We start from the raw sequence: 18,096 nt of genomic DNA, 5'->3' as shown, positions 1-18,096 counted from the left end.
AAACTTGTTCGTCGTCTTGCTTGTCATGGCTCCATCCTCTCAGGAGTTGGAGCCTCCGGCAAACCCGGGGCGGTTCACGACGCAAATCGAGCGAACTCTCGCTGACCCTTGCTTTGCTAGGCGGCTCAAGGCCGCCTAGCGCCCTCGCTTTAGGCAGTCCGCTTCGGATGGCGCTACGTGGGCGGGACCTTCTTGAAGACGTCGGCGGAGAAGGACTTGAGATGGGCTCGCTTCTCTGCGTCGGACAACGTCGCGTCTTTCAGTATCAGAGGACAATAGATCGTAGTTACGAAGTTCGTCACCTCGGCGGCGGACGCCCCGGGGTGGGCGGTCCGAACGCTCTCTATGATGCTGGGAACGGCTAACTCGCCGCGAGCTGCGCCGTGAAGCTTCTGGTGCGCGCCTTGGTCTCCTGAATGGCGCTCGAATTGCCTGTTCGGTGATATACTGGGCACTCCAGGGCGTTGGCGACCCCTGAGGTGCAGAGCGTGAGCATCAAGCTCGGCACTCCAACAAGTCGCGCAATATGCATTGACGCCGCTCCGCGGAAATAGAGGATGTGACAGCTTAGGGTTTTTTCCAAGAAGGCGCACACGGAAATGCTTCCGCCTGTACGCCTTCGGGCTGACTTTCGTCTTCGAACAGATCAGCCAGCGGTCGCTGCTAAGCGGCTCTCGGACATGGACACGCGAGGTGATGCGATTGGCCGACCGATGACGCCGAGGCGTTGGCGCGTCAGGGCCGCGAAGCAAGCGCGATCTAGCAACAGAAACATATCTATTATCTGCCCGTTGTCGGGAATGACTGACCCCGTTCAAAACAGCCGCCCATCAGAGTCCTCCCCGGAACCCGGCTACAGGCTCGACCCGGACGTGCCTATTGAGACCACGTCGCAGCTCCGGATCGCCATCGACCAAGCGCAGGCCGGCAGTAGGGTGGACGTTACTGACCCCGCCGCCGCTCCTCTCGGGACCGACGACGAGGCCGCTGGAAATCCGGACAGTACAGCACAAGTGCGACTAGCTGCCGCGCATGAGGTCCGAGGGACCCCGAGCAGCGAGAGACAGCGGACCTCCGGTATAGGCCACGCCTGGTGGCTAATCGGCTACGCCGGCCTTGCGGGTATATCGATCGTCGCGGTGGAGCTTTGGTTTAAATCGTGAAAGAACCCAACCGAGCTGACGGGGGTCAATGGTCCGGGGCGCTCAATGGGAGTCGCCGTGACGATCGCTTATGCCGCGCACAACTTGCTTACCGGCCGCTTCCGACACGTCCAACTCGGGGTTCGTGAACATTGCGCCCCTGGACGTCGGTGGCGGCGCTGCCGACCTTCGAAGAAGCTTGCGTTGCGGCCGCCGCGCAACCGGGCTCCGAGTAGATGTCGCGAACAGAGACTGTAAAGCAGCGTTCACGGTCGCGGTGCGTAGCCGCTCGGCCCAGCGGATCGCCAACCCGTTTGAAAGCCGACTCGAGCGGACGCTGGCGCATCGGAGCCCTGCTCGGCGCCCTCCTGCTCGTCGGTGAGACCGGACCCTTCCGTCATTCCCGAGGCTTCTTTCATGTCCGGGGCCGACTGACCACGCGCCGGCTCGATCGCAGGCCAGCGCTTGCTGCCGTGCTGATCCATGTAGGTGTTGCTGGGGTGATGGACCTTGTGGTGATCGGGTCGGCGCCTGGCTCTCCCTGCGGCCCGTTCGCTTCAGACGCCTTCGTTTTTCCTCCCCTTTGTCATCGCTGTCCGGATCTCGGAGACCAGCATTGCGATGGGCTTTCAGTCGGTACTTGCTGCGCCAACCTGCGGGATCGTGTTGTCGCTTTCCTACGCGTTCTAACCCTCGCGTCAACTTAGATAATTCGTTCGACGCGAACTTGCGAGCACCGGTGCGGCCATGCTTGCCTAAGTCATTATTGCAGCGCCACAGCAAAATGCGGACCACCGATGATGCGTCACGGGCCCGGCTGGTCTGCATTCATAGAGATGCAGTCGCCGTTGCGCTCATGTTCGCGCCACGTTTTGAACTGATGCTTCCGCGGTACTCCAAGGGAAGGGCTGGGCAGAAACGAGGTCGGAGGAAACCGTCATGACGAGGAAGTTGGCAAGTGCCGTCTGTGCGTTTTCGCTTGCGTTCTGTGGCGCGGCCGCGCCCGTCCGTACCGCATGGGCGCAGGCCCAGTCGGTCCCCGCACCCCCGCTGGCCGGTCCACCATCTCCCGAGCAGGTGCAGCCCTGGGGTGTGCCGCCCCCGCCCCCTGGCATCGGGCCGGTCACCCTGTTCGCGGATATCCATGATCAGCCGCAGGGCAAGTTTCTTGAGGGCGGGGCCTTCGACAAGGCAGGAAATTTCTGGTTCGTCGCGATCGGCAGCGGCTGGGTATCCTATCTCACTCCCGACGCGAAGCTGGTCCCGGTGTTCAACTGTAATCCGAAAGGAGATCTCGGTCCCGCCTGCGAACCGCAGGGCACGCGTTGGCATGACGGCAAGCTTTATGTCACGACCCGTCACCTCGGCGTCCTGATCTATGATCCGGACACGAAGCAACTGAGTTCACTCGTTTCGACGTTCCACAACGAACTGTTCAAGGGTCCGAATGATCTCGACTTCGACGCCGAGGGCAACCTGTATTTCACCGATCCCTGGGGAACAGGGCCCGGGCCCGATGCGGCGGATCGGACCGGTGCAGTCTATCAATACTCGAAAGACGGCATTCTCCGGCGCATCATCTCCACCGGTAGTTTTCCCAACGGCATAGCGGTTTCGCCGGACGACGGCACGCTGGCCGTTGCCGACTACGCCAGCAACCGGATGCTATACTATTCATTCCTGGGAGGGCCGAATCCGGCGTGCTCCCAGTGCGCCAAGGACCCGTCGCACACCACCTTTTTCTTCGCGACCGCCGGGAGCTACAATCCAGGCAACGGTGGACCCGACGGCATCCACTACGACGTACATGGCAATCTCTGGGCAGCGTGCGGCATCGGCGGACTCATCGAGTACGATCCGCGGGGCTTCATCATCGGTTATGTCCCGTTGCCGAATGGTGATTCGTCGGCCACGAACTTTGCCTTCGGCGGCGAGAACAACCAGTACATCTACATGGAAGGTGCCGTCAGCGGAACCATCTACAAATTCAAGGCGCCGTACCCCGGTCTGATTGGGCCAGACGGCGTGCGGCTGGCGGCGCAACCGTGAGTTTGCCGCGAGGCTCCTGTGGCGCGCGCCGCCTTAGCGGCACGCACCACGACATTGACCGCCCATGGCCGCGGCGGCGTTCGGAGCAGGTGCCGCGGAGGAGGGGGCCGCCGAAGGCGCGGCTGCGCCGTCAAAGCTAAGCGTCCGAAGGAGCAGCGATGGCGATAGTCTTCATCACCGGAAGCACGGAGGGGCTCGGCCGCGCGGCGGCTCAGTCGCTCCTCAACGCCGGTCATCGCGTCGTGCTGCACGCTCGATCGACGCATCGCGCAGCGACAATTGGCGAGCTCGCATCGCGGGCCGCAGAGATCGTAGTTGGCGACTTCCGTAGCGGCGTTGAGACAAGGAGCGTCGCGGACCAGGTCAACGCGATCGGGCGCATGGATGCGATCATTCACAATGCGGGCGTCTACACTGAAGCCAGCCGCAGCTCGACGCGCGAGGGTCACGCCGGCGTCCTCGCGGTCAACACGCTTGCGCCGTACATCCTCACGGCCCTGATAGAACGGCCTGGACGGCTGGTGTACCTCAGCAGCGGCCGGCATCGCGGCGGGGAGGGCTCGCTCAACGACATCGACTGGACAAAGCGGATTTGGGATCCGGCAAAGGCCTATGCCGAAAGCAAGCTGCAGGTCGTGGCGCTGGCATTCGCAGTGGCGCGCCGGTGGCCACAGGTGCTCAGCAATGCGGTCGATCCCGGCTGGGTGCGCACGCGAATGGGCGGCGCGGGTGCACCGGTCGATCTCGACACCGGCCAACGGACCCAGGCATGGCTGGCCGTAAGCGACGAACCGGCAGCAAAGGTCAGCGGCCGCTACTGGCATCACATGTGGCACGAGCAGCCGGCGAGCGAGGCCGTCGATCCCGAATTCCAGGATCAACTCGTCGCCAGGCTGGGCGAGCTGACGGGCATCTCTCTTCCTGGGATGTAGCGGCGCACGGCCGGTGTTGCCGAGCCGCCCGAATTCATACGGTGAGCGCTCGTTTACGATCTGCCGTTATATTTCCGTCCGATGGACATCGAGTACGACCCCGAGCGCGAGGCGGTTGCGGCGATGAATCTCGCCGTGAAAACCCATGGCGCCGAACGGCAGAGATGGATGCCGCCGCGCTGGCGTGGGTCGAACTCACTCGCCTGCGGGCGGGTACGCCAGAGCGGGATCGGACGGAAGAAGTGACCTAAGCGACTACCCATGCGGCGCCGGGGCGGGCAGGAGCAAGCTCAGTCAGACGCATCCAACCACAAAAACGACCGCGCCCGCCAACACAAGAAAACGCGATAGTATTTCTAAGATGATCGCGTCAACTTCTGTACGTGGGAGTGGCACCCAGCTCGGGGAGCTGCCGACGTTTGCAAACTTCAGCCCAACATCAACTTGAACGATGGCGGATAGAACGCCGCCGAGAACAAGCAGGGCACCAGAAATCTTGAGCGTCTTTGATGTTCGCCTCATCCCTCAGGCAGCCTCTCCTGGCCTTCGCCTGCTTCTCCACGTCGGCGACGGGTAACCCAGCAAAAGATTGCGTAACCTATGACGCTGGGAATGAGCAACCAGAGATAAATCAACAGAATGAAACCATCCCCAGGACCGGGATACAAAACTGTGGTGGGATCAAGCTGAGCCTGAACGCGAAGATAGATCGGCAGAGCGATAAGCATGCCAATCAACGCCGCGGTATGGACCATCCGTCTTCGTCGGGGCAGGCGCAAGGAAAGTGCCCCCGCGGACACAGCTATCAACACAGGCGCGAACGGCACAAAGACGAAAAGCGCATTGTAGGCTTTCATCCAGGTCACAGAACCGTTTCCATCCAGGCTTCGGCTATGATCCTCAATGAGTGATCCGCCGGCGTTGCCGCGGCGCGGCGCGCTCGCTGCAAATCCGCCTGTTGATTGTGGCCAGAACACGTCCAGCTGAAATGCAGGTTATCACGTATGGCGAAGGGCGGCTTTATGTCGACAGTGCGCGGCGTTCAGCCATTCCGTGCGGCGTTCCTGGCGTCAGCTGCTGGCACCGACGCAGACCTCGGCCATGCGGGGTTTGCGCCGCTACTGAGGACATCGCAGACGCCGTGCGCGCCTCAGTGGCAGCGCTCGACCGAGTGAGGGTTTACTCAAGGTCGGAGGGGCACTCCGGGCAGGTGTCGCCGATTGATTCCAACACGTCACGGACTTCGGCCACGGCTTCCTCCGGAGAAATTCCCGGCGGCGGTTCGAGACGCGCGATGTCGAAGGCGCCGTCGCGGGCGTGCGGGTCGGCGCGGTCCTGCATCCAGCCGTGCTCCTCGCACTCGCGGATGGCGCCGGCCTCCTGCAGCACCGAAATCGCCCAACCGCGCAGCGTCCGGATGGCGGGGCGTCTCTCCTTGGTCATCAGCATTGCAATCGCTCCTAGCCAGGTCGGGAGGAATCCGCCGTCCCACCACCCGTTCCGCCTGCTAACACGGGGCAGGGATTCGGAATCTTCAGGGCGGGTTTTTTCCACCTGTTCCGGCGACCTGTGGATGGCGGCAGGCGGCGGCTCTCGACATGCCGCCTCCGGAAGCGGGGTCGTTTCCAACGGGTCGGGATTGGCCTTCCGTTTGGCGGTCCCAGATCGACCTGGGTTAAAATGCGATGCCGACCCCGTCTGCAGCTACGAACCCCTCTCCACGAGCGCGGAACGACCGGCAGAGAGGTGCCGGCAGGGCGGACGCCGGACCCGCCAGATGGCGGCGGCCCATCTGAGGGCGGCGGTCTCGAGCGCCTTCAGCGGCAGGCGGCTGCCGGCCGGCGCGTCGGCCGGCGGCTAGGCGGTGCCGACCAACACGCTGCGAGCACTAGCCGTTGCTGCTGGGAAGGTGCCGGGCGCCGGCGGCATGGGCATGGCGCCAGCGTTCGAGGTCATTGCCGAGCTCGATGAGCTTCGGAAAGCTTTTGCCGCTTAGGAATGCGCTGAGATCGCGGAGGATTGGCTCTGCGAGAGCCTTCTTCCGGGGATCCGCGTGGCAGACGATCGTAAGCCGATGCCGAATGGCCCAAGCCCTGACCGCCGATAGGTTGAAGCCGTGGTCGACCTGGATCATATCCGGAAATCGCGACCTTCGGCCGAGCCGGTCGAGCGTGGCGGCCATGTCCTCGTCAATCATGAGGGACAGGGTGGCGCTGAGGGGAATGCGCGTCTGGCTGTCGATCACGATCATGGCGTAGAGTCCGGCGATCCCCACGTCGAGCTTTGCGATTTCTATGGTCCAAGACTCGTTGGGCCGGGCCGCACGCGGTGTGGTCGGTTTCAGGAATTGGGTTGTGTTGAACTTCATCTTGATCTCCTGTTTTCGGGGAAGTTGCTGGCGGCGCCGGCCGGCGAACGCGAGGCCGCAGCCCTCGAGAGCTTTATTCATGGATGCTGCCTCCTTGATCTGGATTGACGCGGTCGATCAGGATCGTGCCCTTCGGCATCACATGATGATCTACGAGCCGTTTCGGCGTCATGCGGTGGCGCGCGGGAATCAGGGACGCGGCTTTGGCGCAGGAGAAGAGGTGAGGATGGCCGCTGCGGGCCTTGGGGCGGAACATGATCAAGCATCCGAAACCACGGGAAGGGTGGGGCTCTTGCTGTGCTTCTGATTGTCGGTGTCATGGCCGTCCCCTTTCAGATCTCGATCACAAGCTTTTCGTTGAAATCAGGATTGTCCCAGGTGCGCTCGCGGGGCGGCCACGGGCCGTAGCCCTTGCAATTGGAGACCACGCGGGTCCTCTCGCCCACGACCGCGTCGAAACTCTCGTGGGTGTGGCCGAAAACCCAGAGGTCGGCGGGGAGCAGTGCGCCGCATCCCTCGTCGGGGCCCGAGACCATCAGCCGCGTCAGATCGCTACGGTAGGCGGGGTCGAGGGCGCGCTCGTTCTCCGGACGCGGCGTTTCGGACTGATGGCGGAACGGCGCGTGATGCGTGACGATAACCAGGCGGTCCTCGCCGCGCGGCTGGCGCATTTCAGCCTTCAGGAATGCTACCGATTTGAAGTGCCGCGTGAGGGCGTGGTGCGGCAGGAAGCGCTGCTCGTAGTTCGAAATCCTGATTTTCTTGAAGTCGTTCATCCGCTCGCCGGCGGTGATCATCGCCCCATGTGCATCGCCGTTGACGGCAAAATCCGTCCAGAGCGTCGCGCCCGCGAAAGCGACGTCGCCGATGCGGATGGTCTCGCGCTCGAGCACGTGCACGTTCGTGCCGACGGCAGCCGCCTTGGCCTTCTCGAGATCGATGTCGATGTCCTGCCCGTACGGCTCGTGATTGCCCATGACGTAGATCACCGGCCGGTCCGGCACGCGATCGAGCAACCAGCGAACACCGCGCTCTGCTCTGGGAATCAGATCGCCGGCGACGATCAGCACGTCGAAATTCGGTCGCGCGTCGCCGGCCGGCAGGTCCCAGCCGCGCGTCAGCTCGAGATGGATGTCGGAGAGCACCCACAAGAGCATGGTCAGTCCTCCTCGATGTCCAGAGTGGACGGGTCGACGTCGATGAAGCGGTCGGTCTCGCGGTCGTACCGCCGGTAGCGGATCACGCGCCGGTCCCCGACGTAGCGTTCCTCGATCTGGACATTCTCCAAGCCGGGCCGGACCGCCACCGCCGGCCAGCCCTCGGCGTGCAGCGCGCAACGCGTCGTCAGCCACGCGTCGCCCCGGAGGCGGCCTTCCTCGCCGCAGATTTCGCAAGTGACGCCGCTGCGCGCCTCGGCCAGGTCGATGGCTTCCTCGACCTTGGCATCGGCCTCCGGAGAGAGCGTGCCATGCCAATAGAAGCGCAAGCTCCCGTACTTCTCCTTGATCTGCGTGGCGTGAAAGGTGCCGCCGTCGGCCTCGACCGCGGCCCGGATCCGCTTGCAGGCGCGCTCCAGCAGATCGCGCCAGCCGTCGCCGCATTCCGGATAGGCCTGGGCGACGCCGGGATTGTCCGCAGGCGGATGGAAGAGGTCGGGGTAGGCCTTGACTAACTCTTTCCGCCAGTTCCGAAACGCACCACTCATGACGCACTCGATGGGCAAATGCTTCAATGAAAGTTATAAAAACCTGTAAGCGGCCGTAAACGTATCTTTCGATACAACGCCCGGCTTGGCATCGGACGTTCTCGAAGCGCAAATCGGTGGAAATGGTGCTGGCTTCGTGAAAATTTCGACGACCTAGTCGGCCAGCCGGGAGACTTGGCTGGAATGCTTGGTGTTAATGATGCCCCCGTGTCCGGCCAGATTACCGACCCGCCAGCGTCCGCGACGACATCGCCCGACTTGGGTTGTACAGCGATGCGCCGGCCGTCTGGTAGAGTGTACCCGCCGCCGTACGATGTAGCGCCGTTCGGGAGATCCGCTCGAAGCCGTGCCGATTGAGCCAATCCGGGAAATCAAAACGCTTGCCGTGCTCTCAGTCCGGATGGATGCGGACTTCCTCGGTCCGGGTCGTGCGAAGCAGATGCATAGCGAAACTCACCATGAGCAACGGGGCAGGAGTCGCAAAACCGTTGCGAGCTGACCGTGAAGCCCGGGCCGCATCGACCAAGCATCTGCGAGGCCTCTCTCGTCGGCGGAAAGCGCCCCTAGAGCATCCCCCCCACCCGGTAGCGCGGGCAGCTCCCTGAGCACCATTATGCCGATGGTGACCACGAGCAGTTACGTAGGCTCCGCGCAAGTGGGTCGAAGGCCAGCGGATTGGCGGCTATCATGTCGCCGTAAACGTCGATGACCTCACCGGCAAACTGCCGACCGATCAGCTGCATACCGGCTACGTCCGAATGGGAGCAGATGATCGCGACATCGCCGCGGATTTCGCCTACGAACTCGTCGGCGGCACCGAATAAGTAGGAGACGTGTTTCGGCTTCATTTCCATCAGCAGTTCGGTAAAGATCATTGCCCACATCGGATTCGCCTCGATGCAGTACACCCTCTTCGCCACGGCGCCCAAGTAGAGACTGAGGAGACCGATGCCGCCGCCGATCTCCACCACGGTCTTGCCGCGGATTCTGTCTTCCAACCGGTCGGCGATCGAGGCCGCGACCTCCGCTTGGGTCACCGTCAACATGGGCGCCGAACGGATATTGTGGCGCTCGGCATAATTCGCGTACGTCGCAGAGGCGTCGAGGGTCCGCCGGATCTGTTCCAGCATTTGGGTGATTTCGGGCATTATTAGGTTCCTGAGGGGGTGTTGCCCTTTACGATCCACCTCGGGCCGGGTTAAGCAACCCACGATCGGTCGATCGATGGCGCTGTCCGAATTTTTATTTTGCCATGCCTTAACTTTTCGCCGTCAGCACCCCGATCTACATCGCGCAGACCAAACCCCGGCGTCGTCCCGAGCGCACCCGCGACTTGCGGGTGCGCACCATCGTTTGGCAAACCTCCGCCTCCGCAATGCTCTTGTTGGCAACGCTTGCGGTCGCCTCCGGAGAGCGGGGTCGGGTGATGTTTGGGCGCCGTCCGGACATCCCTGATTCAGGCAGAGGACCGGCGGCGCCGGTAATGGCTGAGAGAGCAGGTTATCCCTTCGCGCGAAGGAGAATGCATCCGGAGCGCATCGGGCGGCTGTGATCGCCGCTTTGGCGGCCAGGAGGCGCCGCTGGCCCGGTGGTCGAAAGGTCGCGAGACGGTCTCGATTCGCCCTCAGCTCTTCCGCTCGAACGCCTTGTTCGCCGCTTTCGCCTTCGGCGCCGCCACCGCGTCCTCGGCCACCAAGTTGCAGAGCTTCGGATGACCCCTCACTCGGGGCGCTAAGGCTATTGGGTCAGGACCCGGACAACTCCTTTTATGGAAGCGCAAGAAAATCAGAGCGCCGATAGGGGTGAACCATTTTCCTGAGCGATTTCGGAGCTAGGACCTCCACCTTGTCCCCCCACGTGTAAAGGTGCCAGCACATCTCGAGATGACCAGCGGCCTTGAACCGCACGATCAGGGAGCCGTCAGGCTGGTCTTCCAAAACCTGAGCTGGATGGAAAACGAAGGACCGTGCGTGGTCGGCGGCGGAGCGAGCGAATTTCCAAACAACCTCCTCGATCTCCGTCTCGTTCTGAAACGTTCCAAAGGCCTTCTGTGCGTGAACGTGGATCTTAAATTCGCTGTCGCGGACGAAACTCTCGCCGGTCAGTTCCGCGCTCCTAATGTTCTCAGCGACGTAGTGGCGCAAAGGGCCGTCCGGATCGGACACGGCCCGTGCAATTAGGTACCGCCGCGCGCCAATCAACACGCCGTAAGGCTCCACGACCCGTATGGTCGCGCGAGTCGCGCCTCGTGAGAGATATACGATCTTCAAGCGCTCGCTGGCCTTCAGCGCCGTCGAAATCGCTGAAGCGATGTGAGGGGCGAGACGAGCAGAAGGCCCCGGCCTGGCAGCCAAGCCCTGGGCCTCGAGCAAAGCTTCATGGTCGGTCTCTATCCGGGAAATCCTGTCTCGCGGCACCAGAGCCATGATCTTTTCGCGCAAAGTCTCGAGCTGCGCGGCTTCGACGTCTTGAGCATTCCGCCTGAGTGTTGCGATTGAGAGATCTAGTGCCGCGAGCTCGTCGGACGAGAGCGTCAGCAAATCACGCAGGGCACCCGTCCGAAGTTTCCAGCGCTTGCGCCCGTGTTCGTCGAAACCGCACTCGGCGTCGGGAAACTGTACTTCCAACGTGTGCAGCAGACGCTGGGCCGTCCGCTTGGATGCCTCATATTTGGCTTGAATGTCTTCGATCGTTACGCCGTGGCGGCGCGAGGCCACGTAAGTCGCCAAATCGATCAACCTCTGAGCCTTCTCGAAAGCCATTATCTCAACCGTCCTGGGGGGGAGGGGTGACACATTCTGTCACCCACCAACGCTAAGGTCCACCTCTCTTGAACGAGGAGGTTAGCGACATGGACCTGACCAGACGAGCTGTCTTCCGAGGTATCGGCCAAGTGGCCGCGATGTCCTCAGCCGCGGTCGCCGCGCCGGCCATCGTTGACAAGCGTCACGACAAAGTATCGCAGGACGAATTGACCGCCTCGATCTTATCGCACGGCGCTTGGCTCCGGAATCCGCAGGAGGGTGCACGGGCGAACTTCTCCTATCGCGATCTCTCCGGCCTCGACTTCGATGTTGGGTCGACCGCTCTCGTCGATGTGAGCGATGCTGATTTTACCGGCGCTGACTTGACTGGCGTCAAGGGAGCTAACGTGAGCTTCCTTCGAGCGTCGCTGCATGACGCGCGGCTTTCTTGGTCGCGATTCGAGCAAGTGTCGTTCAATCACGCGTGCCTTCGGCGATCCAAATGCGACAACGTCATCTGGGGATGGGCAGCATCATCCAACCGCAATCCCCGTCGCGCGGATCCGCTCCATTCATCGGGCTTCCAATTTATGGATGGCAGCTACGCGGATTTCTACCGAGCGACTGTCCGAGGATTGTTTCATGAGGCGAGATTCATCGCAGCTCAGATGAGCGAGGCCGATTTTTCCTATTCGGACTTCTGCGGTACGGGATTCTCCGTCACGTCCTTCCATGCCGCCGACCTCGCTGCGGCAAGATTTAGATTTGCAAACCTTTCGCACGTGAATTTCTCCTCGGCAAAATGCACGGAGACGGACTTCACCGGCGCTGATGTCGGATATCGAACGAGGTTCTCTGAGGGGGGCGCTGGATGGACTATCGCGACTCGACAAAAACGTGCTTTCAAGGCGGCTCGTGAAGAGGCGACAGCGTGATCTCAGTCCGTCGAACCATAGTGGTGCATACTAAGCTCGCGGGCCATATGAGCCGGGTAGCCGCCGCCCGTCGCAACGAAGCCGGCGTGCAGATTGTGACCATGGGGCAGCTTGCCGCGAGGCTCGCCGGCGGTCTTCTTCAACCGGTGGATCTCGACGTCCTCACGGAAGCTGTCAGACACACGCTCCTGCACGTCGACATGGGAGAACTCGAGCCTATTAAGGGCCTGCCCGGAATGCCGGCGGCCGTCGGCGCCACGTTCGACAAGGCATGGCGCGCCGGAATAGATCTATCGGAGGTCGGTCACCCGAGAACCGACGCATTAGCTTCCCTGGAGCAGGCGGTCGTGCAGCGGCTGCCGGCATCGATGAAGCGTCCGCGCGATCTGATGGAGCTGGCCCTGCGACGGATCGGACATGCGCCGACCGTCATCGGTCCTCTGGAAGTTCAAGGCCACAGCGAGATGTCGCCGTGCTGGCGACCGCTTCTGATCGCGCTCGCAGAGAGCATTCCGGTGTCGTGGATCGCCGGCCCGAGGCATGTTCCGGACTGGCTGAGGTGCACCAACGTCGAAGTGGTGACGGTGCCGGCGGCCGAGCCGCAGCCGCAAGTGTTCTCCTGCGCAAATCAGCTTCACGAGGTCGGCGAGGCTTTCCGCTGGACAAGGGCGCTGCTGGCCAAGGGTGTATCGGCATCCGATATCGCCATCGTGGCGGCCAGCCCGGGCGACTACGACGATCACGTGTTCTCAACCGCGCGCGACGCCAATTTTCTTATCCATTTCGTGCACGGCGTGAAGGCGCTCACTACCGCCGACGGTCAGGCTGCCGCAGCTCTGGCGGAGGTGCTGACCAAGGGACTGTCTCAGGAACGGGTGCGCCGCCTGCTGTCGCTGCTGCAGAGGGGGCCGCTGCGCGACTTATCGGTGCGGTGGATGGAACTTCTTCCCGCCGACGCTCCGCTGACCTCGACCGGGCGGTGGGAGAGGGTGCTGAGCCAGGCGGACCACGCCGACTGGCCGGATGGCAAAAGCCGTACCGCCGACGTGATGGAGGTGATCCACTTGCTGGACCGGGGCGTCGCGGCGGCCGAGCTGGCGGGTGAAACCTTGCTGAGCGGGGTTCAACGGTCTCTTTGGCGCCGGGCCCTGCGAGACGGGCCGGCGCAGGCCCTGCCGGTTACCTTGATGGGGTTGCGCATCGAAGACGGCGTCGAGCCCGCCGCCAACGTGATCTGGGCGTCGGCCATCGCGCTTGCCTCGTCGCCACGACCGCACGTCTGGCTGCTGGGACTAAATGCCGGCCGATGGCCCCGGCGCATCTCCGAGGACCGGCTCATTCCGGATCACGTGCTTCCAATCGAGCAGCTCGATCCTCTGCCGGTTGCGGACGGCGACAAGCGGGATATCACGACAATAGTGAGCACGGCGCAAAGCGTCGCGTTTTCGTTCAGCCGGCGGGACGCAGAAGGCCGCATGCTCGGGCGCTCGCCGTTGGTCTCCGATATTCCTACTCCGGAAACCTACCTGGACCGTGCGGGCACGCCCGAACATGCCTTTAGCGAATCCGACCGCCTTCTGGCCCGTCCCTCCGAGTTCTCGAACCTGCCGATCGCGGTCTCCGGACTGGCATGCTGGCGCGACTGGCACCGCAACGAGATCACGACGCACGATGGCTTGATCGCGCCGGCGCACGCGCGATTGATCAAGTTGCTCGAGCGACCGCTGTCGGCGACGTCGCTGAAGATGCTTCTGCGGGATCCGATCCGCTTCGTCTGGCGCTACGGTCTGGGATGGAAGGCTCCGGAAGACGCTGACGAGCCGCTGACCCTAGATCCGAACGCCTTCGGGACGTTCGTCCATGCTGTGCTCCGCGATGCGGTGGAGCAATTGGAGGGCGATGGAGGGCTCGCCGGGGCCGACCAAGCACGGGTCGAAGCCGCGCTTTCCGATGCACGGGAGCGTGCCGTCGCCCTGTGGGAGAATGTGCAGCCGGTGCCGCCGGACGTCATCTGGCGCAGCACCACAGCGCGCGGGCATGCGCTTGCGGCCACCGTGCTGGCGTACAGCCTGGAGCCGCTGCCAAAGCAGAAGACCTGGTGCGAAATACCATTCGGAAAGGCTGACCCGAAGGACAAGGGCCGCGATCTGCCCTGGTCGCTCGGCGCGCCGGTCGAGATTCCCGGGACCGGTCTGCTGATCGAAGGACAGATCGACCGGCTCGATCTTGCAGGGGACAGGTCACGGGCACGCGTCATCGACTATAAGACCGGCAAGATCGGCAAGAAGATGGACGAGGTGGTGATCAAGGGCGGCGCCGAACTGCAGCGCTGTCTCTATGCCTTCGCCGTCAAGACGCTGCTCGGCGGCGGCATCGCTATCGAAGCTTCTCTTCTCTATCCGAACGCACCCGAGGGCGATCAGGCGCTGTTTCCGCTCGCGGACCTCGACGGGGCGCTGGCAAAAGTGTCGTCGGCGGCGGTTGCCTCGCGTAACGCGCTGCTCGCCGGCATGGCGCCCCCCGGCGAAGACGCCGCAAGCGACTACAACGATCACGCCTTCGCGCTACCGGCCAACGCCGGATATCTGCCGCGCAAGCTGCCTGTCGCGCTGACCGCGCTCGGCCCGGCCGCTGCGGTGTGGGAGCAGCCATGAAGAGCATCCCGGATCTCGCGGCACGGCTGACCGCGCTGACGGCCATCGACCGAACCCTCCTGGTCGAGGCAGGCGCCGGATCCGGCAAGACCTCGGTGATGGCCGGCCGGGTCGCCGTGCTGTTCGCGCGCGGCGTCGCCCCGAAGCACGTTGCCGCGATCACCTTCACCGAATTTGCCGCCAGCGAACTCCGCCTTCGGATCGAGAAATTCACGATGGAGCTTGCCAGCGGCGAGGTGCCGCGCGATCTGGCCCAAGCGTTTCCGAATGGCGTTCCGGAGAGGGAGAAGGCCAATGTCTATCGCGCCTACCAGTGCTTCGACCAGCTCACCTGCAGCACGATCCATGGGTTCGCGCAGGCGTTGATAAAGCCCTATCCGGCCGAGGCAGGAATCGATCCCGGGGCCGACATCGTCGATCCCACCGAGGCGGACCTGGCGTTCAAGGAGCGTTACGATTCCTGGCTGAAGGAGCGGCTTTCGGGCGATGCCGGCGACGGCTTGATCGCCCAGATCATCCTCGCAAGCGAGTCCGCCGGACTGGGGCTCGTCGAGGAGGTCGCACAATTCCTGCGTAAGAACCGGGACGCCCGCTGTGTGCCGGCGGCGTGGTCCTCCCGGACCATGGCGGACTTCGCACAGGCGGTGGAGCAATTCGAAGCGGACCTCGGCGGGTATGCCTACCGCGAAGAGAACACTGCGGTCAGATGTCGGGCGATGCGGCTTCTCGCCGATCTTCTTAGCCGCCATGGTCTGGCTGAGTCCGCGCCGAGCAACGCCGCCTTGATCGCTGCGCTTCACCTTGAACGCGACGAGAGCTGCTTTACCCAGGCGGGCGGGCGAAGAGCGCTGCAGACCAAGACAAAGTGGCAAGACGCCGCAGCCAAGGCGGGTCAATCGAAGCCAGCGGGAGTGGCGGCGTTCGACGCGATCCAGCCTCGGTACCAGGCTTGCCACGACGCCCTGGAGGCGTTGTTTGGCGCGGTCGCCGGCGAACTGCTGTCGAGGTTGTGCGAAGAGGTGCGGAGCCTTCTGGAGGAATGGCGCGACTACAAGCGGGGTGCGGCGCTCCTGGACTTCGACGACCTGCTGTACAACGCGCGCGACCTGCTGCGCGACCATGGCGCGGTGAGGCAGGCGCTGTCGCAGCGTTTCCGGCACGTCATGGTGGACGAATTCCAGGACACCGATCCGCTGCAGACAGAGATCCTGTGGCTGATCTGCGGAGATGATTTGGTGGGAGGCGGTGCCTTGGGCCGGCCGCTCCGCCCCGGCAGCCTCTTCATGGTCGGCGATCCCAAACAGGCGATCTATCGTTTCCGTGGCGCCGACGTAAACGCCTACATCGCTGCACGGTCGGCGGTTGATGCTGGCTCGCAGATCAAGATCACCGCAAACTTCCGCTCGGTCGAGCCGATCCTCGCCTTCGTCAATGCGCGATTCGAGGCGGTGCTGTCGGCGGCCGGGCAGCCCGGGTTCTCCGAATTATCCCCGATCCATCCCGCGATCGGAGACAAACCCGGTGTGTGCGCACTCGACGTCGTGGTCGAAGGGGAAAAGCCTAAGGCCGCCGCGATCCGCGACGCCGAGGCGGGCGTGGTCGCCGACTTGTGCGACAGGTTGGTCGGCAATCTAGAGGTCCGCGATCAACACACGGGCGAGATGAGGCCGTGTCGGTTCGGCGACATCGCCCTGTTGGCGCCCGTCGGCACCGAGCTCTGGCGCTTCGAGGACGCGCTGGAAGGCCTCGCAATTCCCGTTTCGACCCAGGCAGGCAAGGGCTTCTTTCGGCGGCAGGAGATCCAGGATCTGATCGGGCTGACCCGCACTCTCGCCGATCCCCGCGACACGCTCGCCTTCGGCGCGGTGCTGCGTGGACCGCTGGTCGGGCTCTCCGAAACCGAACTGCTCGACATCTCGGAAGCGCTGCCGGCCGACCCGGCACGGCAAGGGCTGCCGATGCTCACGATCCGGACCGATCCGGCGAGCGTGGCCCACGTCCTCGCCAAGGACGTCCTGACGAAGCTATCGTCGCTGCGCAAACGGGTGCGTACCACAACGCCCTACGCGCTCCTCGCCGATGCTGTCGCGGCCCTCCATGTCCGCGCGCAGATACGGCAGCGCTTCAAGGCCGGTGCCGAACGTGCAGTGGCTAACGTCGATCTCTTCCTCGACGTGGCGCGGGCCTATGACGTCCGCGGACTGCGGGCCTTTGCGAGCGACATGCGCGCGAACTGGGAGGAGGCGGTCCGCCAGGTCGAGGGCCGGCCCGACGCCGAGCAGGAAGCGGTCTCGCTGATCACCGTTCATGCGGCCAAAGGTCTCGAATGGCCGGTCGTCATCCCGATCAACATGACCGGCGCGCCTAAGGCCGACTCGGGCCTGGTGCAGGATCGCTCGAAACATCTGTTTTCGATCCCGATCTTCGGCGCCTGTCCGACCGGCCATGCCGATATCGAGGCTCGTGCGGAAGACGAGCAGCGGCGCGAGCGCGTACGCCTGTGGTACGTGGCCGCGACCCGGGCCCGCGACCTGCTGATCCTGCCCAGGCACTCCGCCGACCTGTCGGACAAGTGCTGGGCGAAGCTCGTCGATTTGGGCCTCGCTGGTCTTCCGGCGATCAACCCGAAGGATCTCGGCACAGCGAAGGACAGGAATGTCACGCCGCGAGAAAACGGACAGACCGGCGAGGCCTTCGCCGCCGAGGCGACCGCTATCTTCGACGCACGGAAGACCGTGGTCTGGCGTCGCCCAAGCCGGAGCGAGCTCGATCGGGTGGACGTGCCGGAAGCGAAGATCGAAAGTGGCGATATTCCAGAAACCAGCGCTATGGAGCCGGCTGCCGTTCTGGGTAGTTCGACCCGCGGCACCATCCTCCACAAGCTGATGGAGGAGGTACTGACGGGAGAAGCCTCCGACGCCAGGAAGGACCTTGAAACGCGGGCTGCGGAACTGATCCGGCAAATGGGGCACGAGCCGGCGGAGGATCAGAAGATGGGCATCAGCGCCGTCGAACTGGCCGCCACGGTGCTGCGGACGCTCGCCCTTCCCGACGTCCTGACGCTGCGACCGCGCCTACTCCCCGAGCTCCCGCTGTTCGGAAGCCAGACCCACGAAGGCGGCGAGGTCCTGCTCTCCGGACAAGCCGACGCGATAGCGTGCGATGACGCCGGCGCCGTCGACGCGGTCGTCGATTGGAAAAGCGACGTGGCTCCGGATGCGTCGAGCATCGGCCACTACAGACAGCAGATCGCCGATTATCGGAAGCAGACCAAGGCCAAGCGGGCTCTGCTGGTCTTTATGACCACCGGGCAGGTCGTCGATGTCGCCTGATCAAGCTGAGAAAATAGGATCGTGGCTGGTATCCAAGCGGCCCGGCAATTGGAGTTCTCCGATATCAGCTCTTCTTGCCAATCAAGTCGCTCGAAGCGAGGCACTGGCGGGTGCGGCAGATGCGGGCGTCCATTCGCACCTTCTCGTTTGAACAGATATACAGTACATCGTAAAAGTGGACCCGACGAGACGACAGATGCTCGTGCGAAACAAAAATTGGGAGGTGCCTCGTGGA

Annotated in this window: 13 protein-coding genes; 5 read left to right on the top strand and 8 right to left on the bottom strand. The window is 63.5% G+C overall.

Annotated elements, in window-relative coordinates; all coding sequences use genetic code 11:
* Positions 1–2,081: 2,081 nt before the first annotated feature.
* Positions 2,082–3,191, top strand: coding sequence for an SMP-30/gluconolactonase/LRE family protein (locus AC0L3S_RS29635; protein ID WP_085350436.1), 1,110 nt, complete (start codon positions 2,082–2,084; stop codon positions 3,189–3,191).
* 158 nt (positions 3,192–3,349) lie between these two features.
* A complete protein-coding gene (locus AC0L3S_RS29630; protein ID WP_473283139.1) occupies positions 3,350–4,123 on the top strand; it encodes an SDR family NAD(P)-dependent oxidoreductase in 774 nt (257 codons plus the stop codon).
* Between the two features lie 518 nt (positions 4,124–4,641).
* On the opposite strand, the gene AC0L3S_RS29625 is transcribed toward AC0L3S_RS29630, so the two are convergent.
* The 8 genes from AC0L3S_RS29625 to AC0L3S_RS29590 form a co-directional block, all read right to left on the bottom strand.
* A complete protein-coding gene (locus AC0L3S_RS29625) occupies positions 4,642–4,980 on the bottom strand; it encodes a hypothetical protein (protein WP_473283137.1) in 339 nt (112 codons plus the stop codon).
* A 322-nt stretch (positions 4,981–5,302) separates the two neighbouring features.
* Complete coding sequence (locus AC0L3S_RS29620; RefSeq protein WP_085350439.1) at positions 5,303–5,572, bottom strand: hypothetical protein; 270 nt, start codon at positions 5,570–5,572, stop codon at positions 5,303–5,305.
* A 439-nt stretch (positions 5,573–6,011) separates the two neighbouring features.
* Positions 6,012–6,572: a transcription elongation factor SPT4 gene (locus AC0L3S_RS29615; RefSeq protein WP_085350440.1), complete on the bottom strand. Its 561-nt coding sequence runs from the start codon at positions 6,570–6,572 to the stop codon at positions 6,012–6,014.
* Entirely contained in the window at positions 6,565–6,747 is a 183-nt protein-coding gene (locus AC0L3S_RS29610) for a hypothetical protein (RefSeq protein ID WP_473283134.1), read from the bottom strand. The genes AC0L3S_RS29615 and AC0L3S_RS29610 overlap by 8 nt, the downstream gene beginning before the upstream one ends.
* A gap of 76 nt (positions 6,748–6,823) precedes the next feature.
* A complete protein-coding gene (locus tag AC0L3S_RS29605; RefSeq protein WP_473283132.1) occupies positions 6,824–7,648 on the bottom strand; it encodes a metallophosphoesterase in 825 nt (274 codons plus the stop codon).
* A gap of 2 nt (positions 7,649–7,650) precedes the next feature.
* On the bottom strand, positions 7,651–8,196 hold the full coding sequence (locus AC0L3S_RS29600; protein WP_085350486.1) for a hypothetical protein: 546 nt from the start codon (positions 8,194–8,196) through the stop codon (positions 7,651–7,653).
* A 611-nt stretch (positions 8,197–8,807) separates the two neighbouring features.
* Positions 8,808–9,344: a hypothetical protein gene (locus AC0L3S_RS29595; protein ID WP_085355040.1), complete on the bottom strand. Its 537-nt coding sequence runs from the start codon at positions 9,342–9,344 to the stop codon at positions 8,808–8,810.
* A 618-nt stretch (positions 9,345–9,962) separates the two neighbouring features.
* Entirely contained in the window at positions 9,963–10,958 is a 996-nt protein-coding gene (locus tag AC0L3S_RS29590) for a helix-turn-helix transcriptional regulator (protein ID WP_473283130.1), read from the bottom strand.
* 89 nt (positions 10,959–11,047) lie between these two features.
* On the opposite strand from AC0L3S_RS29590, the gene AC0L3S_RS29585 reads away from it, so the two are divergent.
* The 3 genes from AC0L3S_RS29585 to AC0L3S_RS29575 are packed head-to-tail and all read left to right on the top strand — an operon-like array spanning position 11,048 to position 17,861.
* Positions 11,048–11,875, top strand: a complete 828-nt coding sequence (locus AC0L3S_RS29585) for a pentapeptide repeat-containing protein (protein WP_473283127.1) — start codon at positions 11,048–11,050, stop codon at positions 11,873–11,875.
* 47 nt (positions 11,876–11,922) lie between these two features.
* Positions 11,923–14,529 (top strand): PD-(D/E)XK nuclease family protein, encoded by a 2,607-nt coding sequence (locus AC0L3S_RS29580; RefSeq protein ID WP_473283125.1) that lies wholly within the window; start codon positions 11,923–11,925, stop codon positions 14,527–14,529.
* The gene (locus AC0L3S_RS29575; RefSeq protein WP_473283123.1) at positions 14,526–17,861 is read left to right on the top strand and encodes a UvrD-helicase domain-containing protein; all 3,336 of its coding nucleotides are present in this window, start codon (positions 14,526–14,528) and stop codon (positions 17,859–17,861) included. The genes AC0L3S_RS29580 and AC0L3S_RS29575 overlap by 4 nt, the downstream gene beginning before the upstream one ends.
* The last annotated feature ends 235 nt before the right edge of the window (positions 17,862–18,096 follow it).

The sequence above is a fragment of the Bradyrhizobium sp. Ken01 genome, from assembly GCF_055807355.1.
Note: the sequence above shows the minus strand (reverse complement) of the source record. Positions and strands in the feature narration are given on the sequence as shown.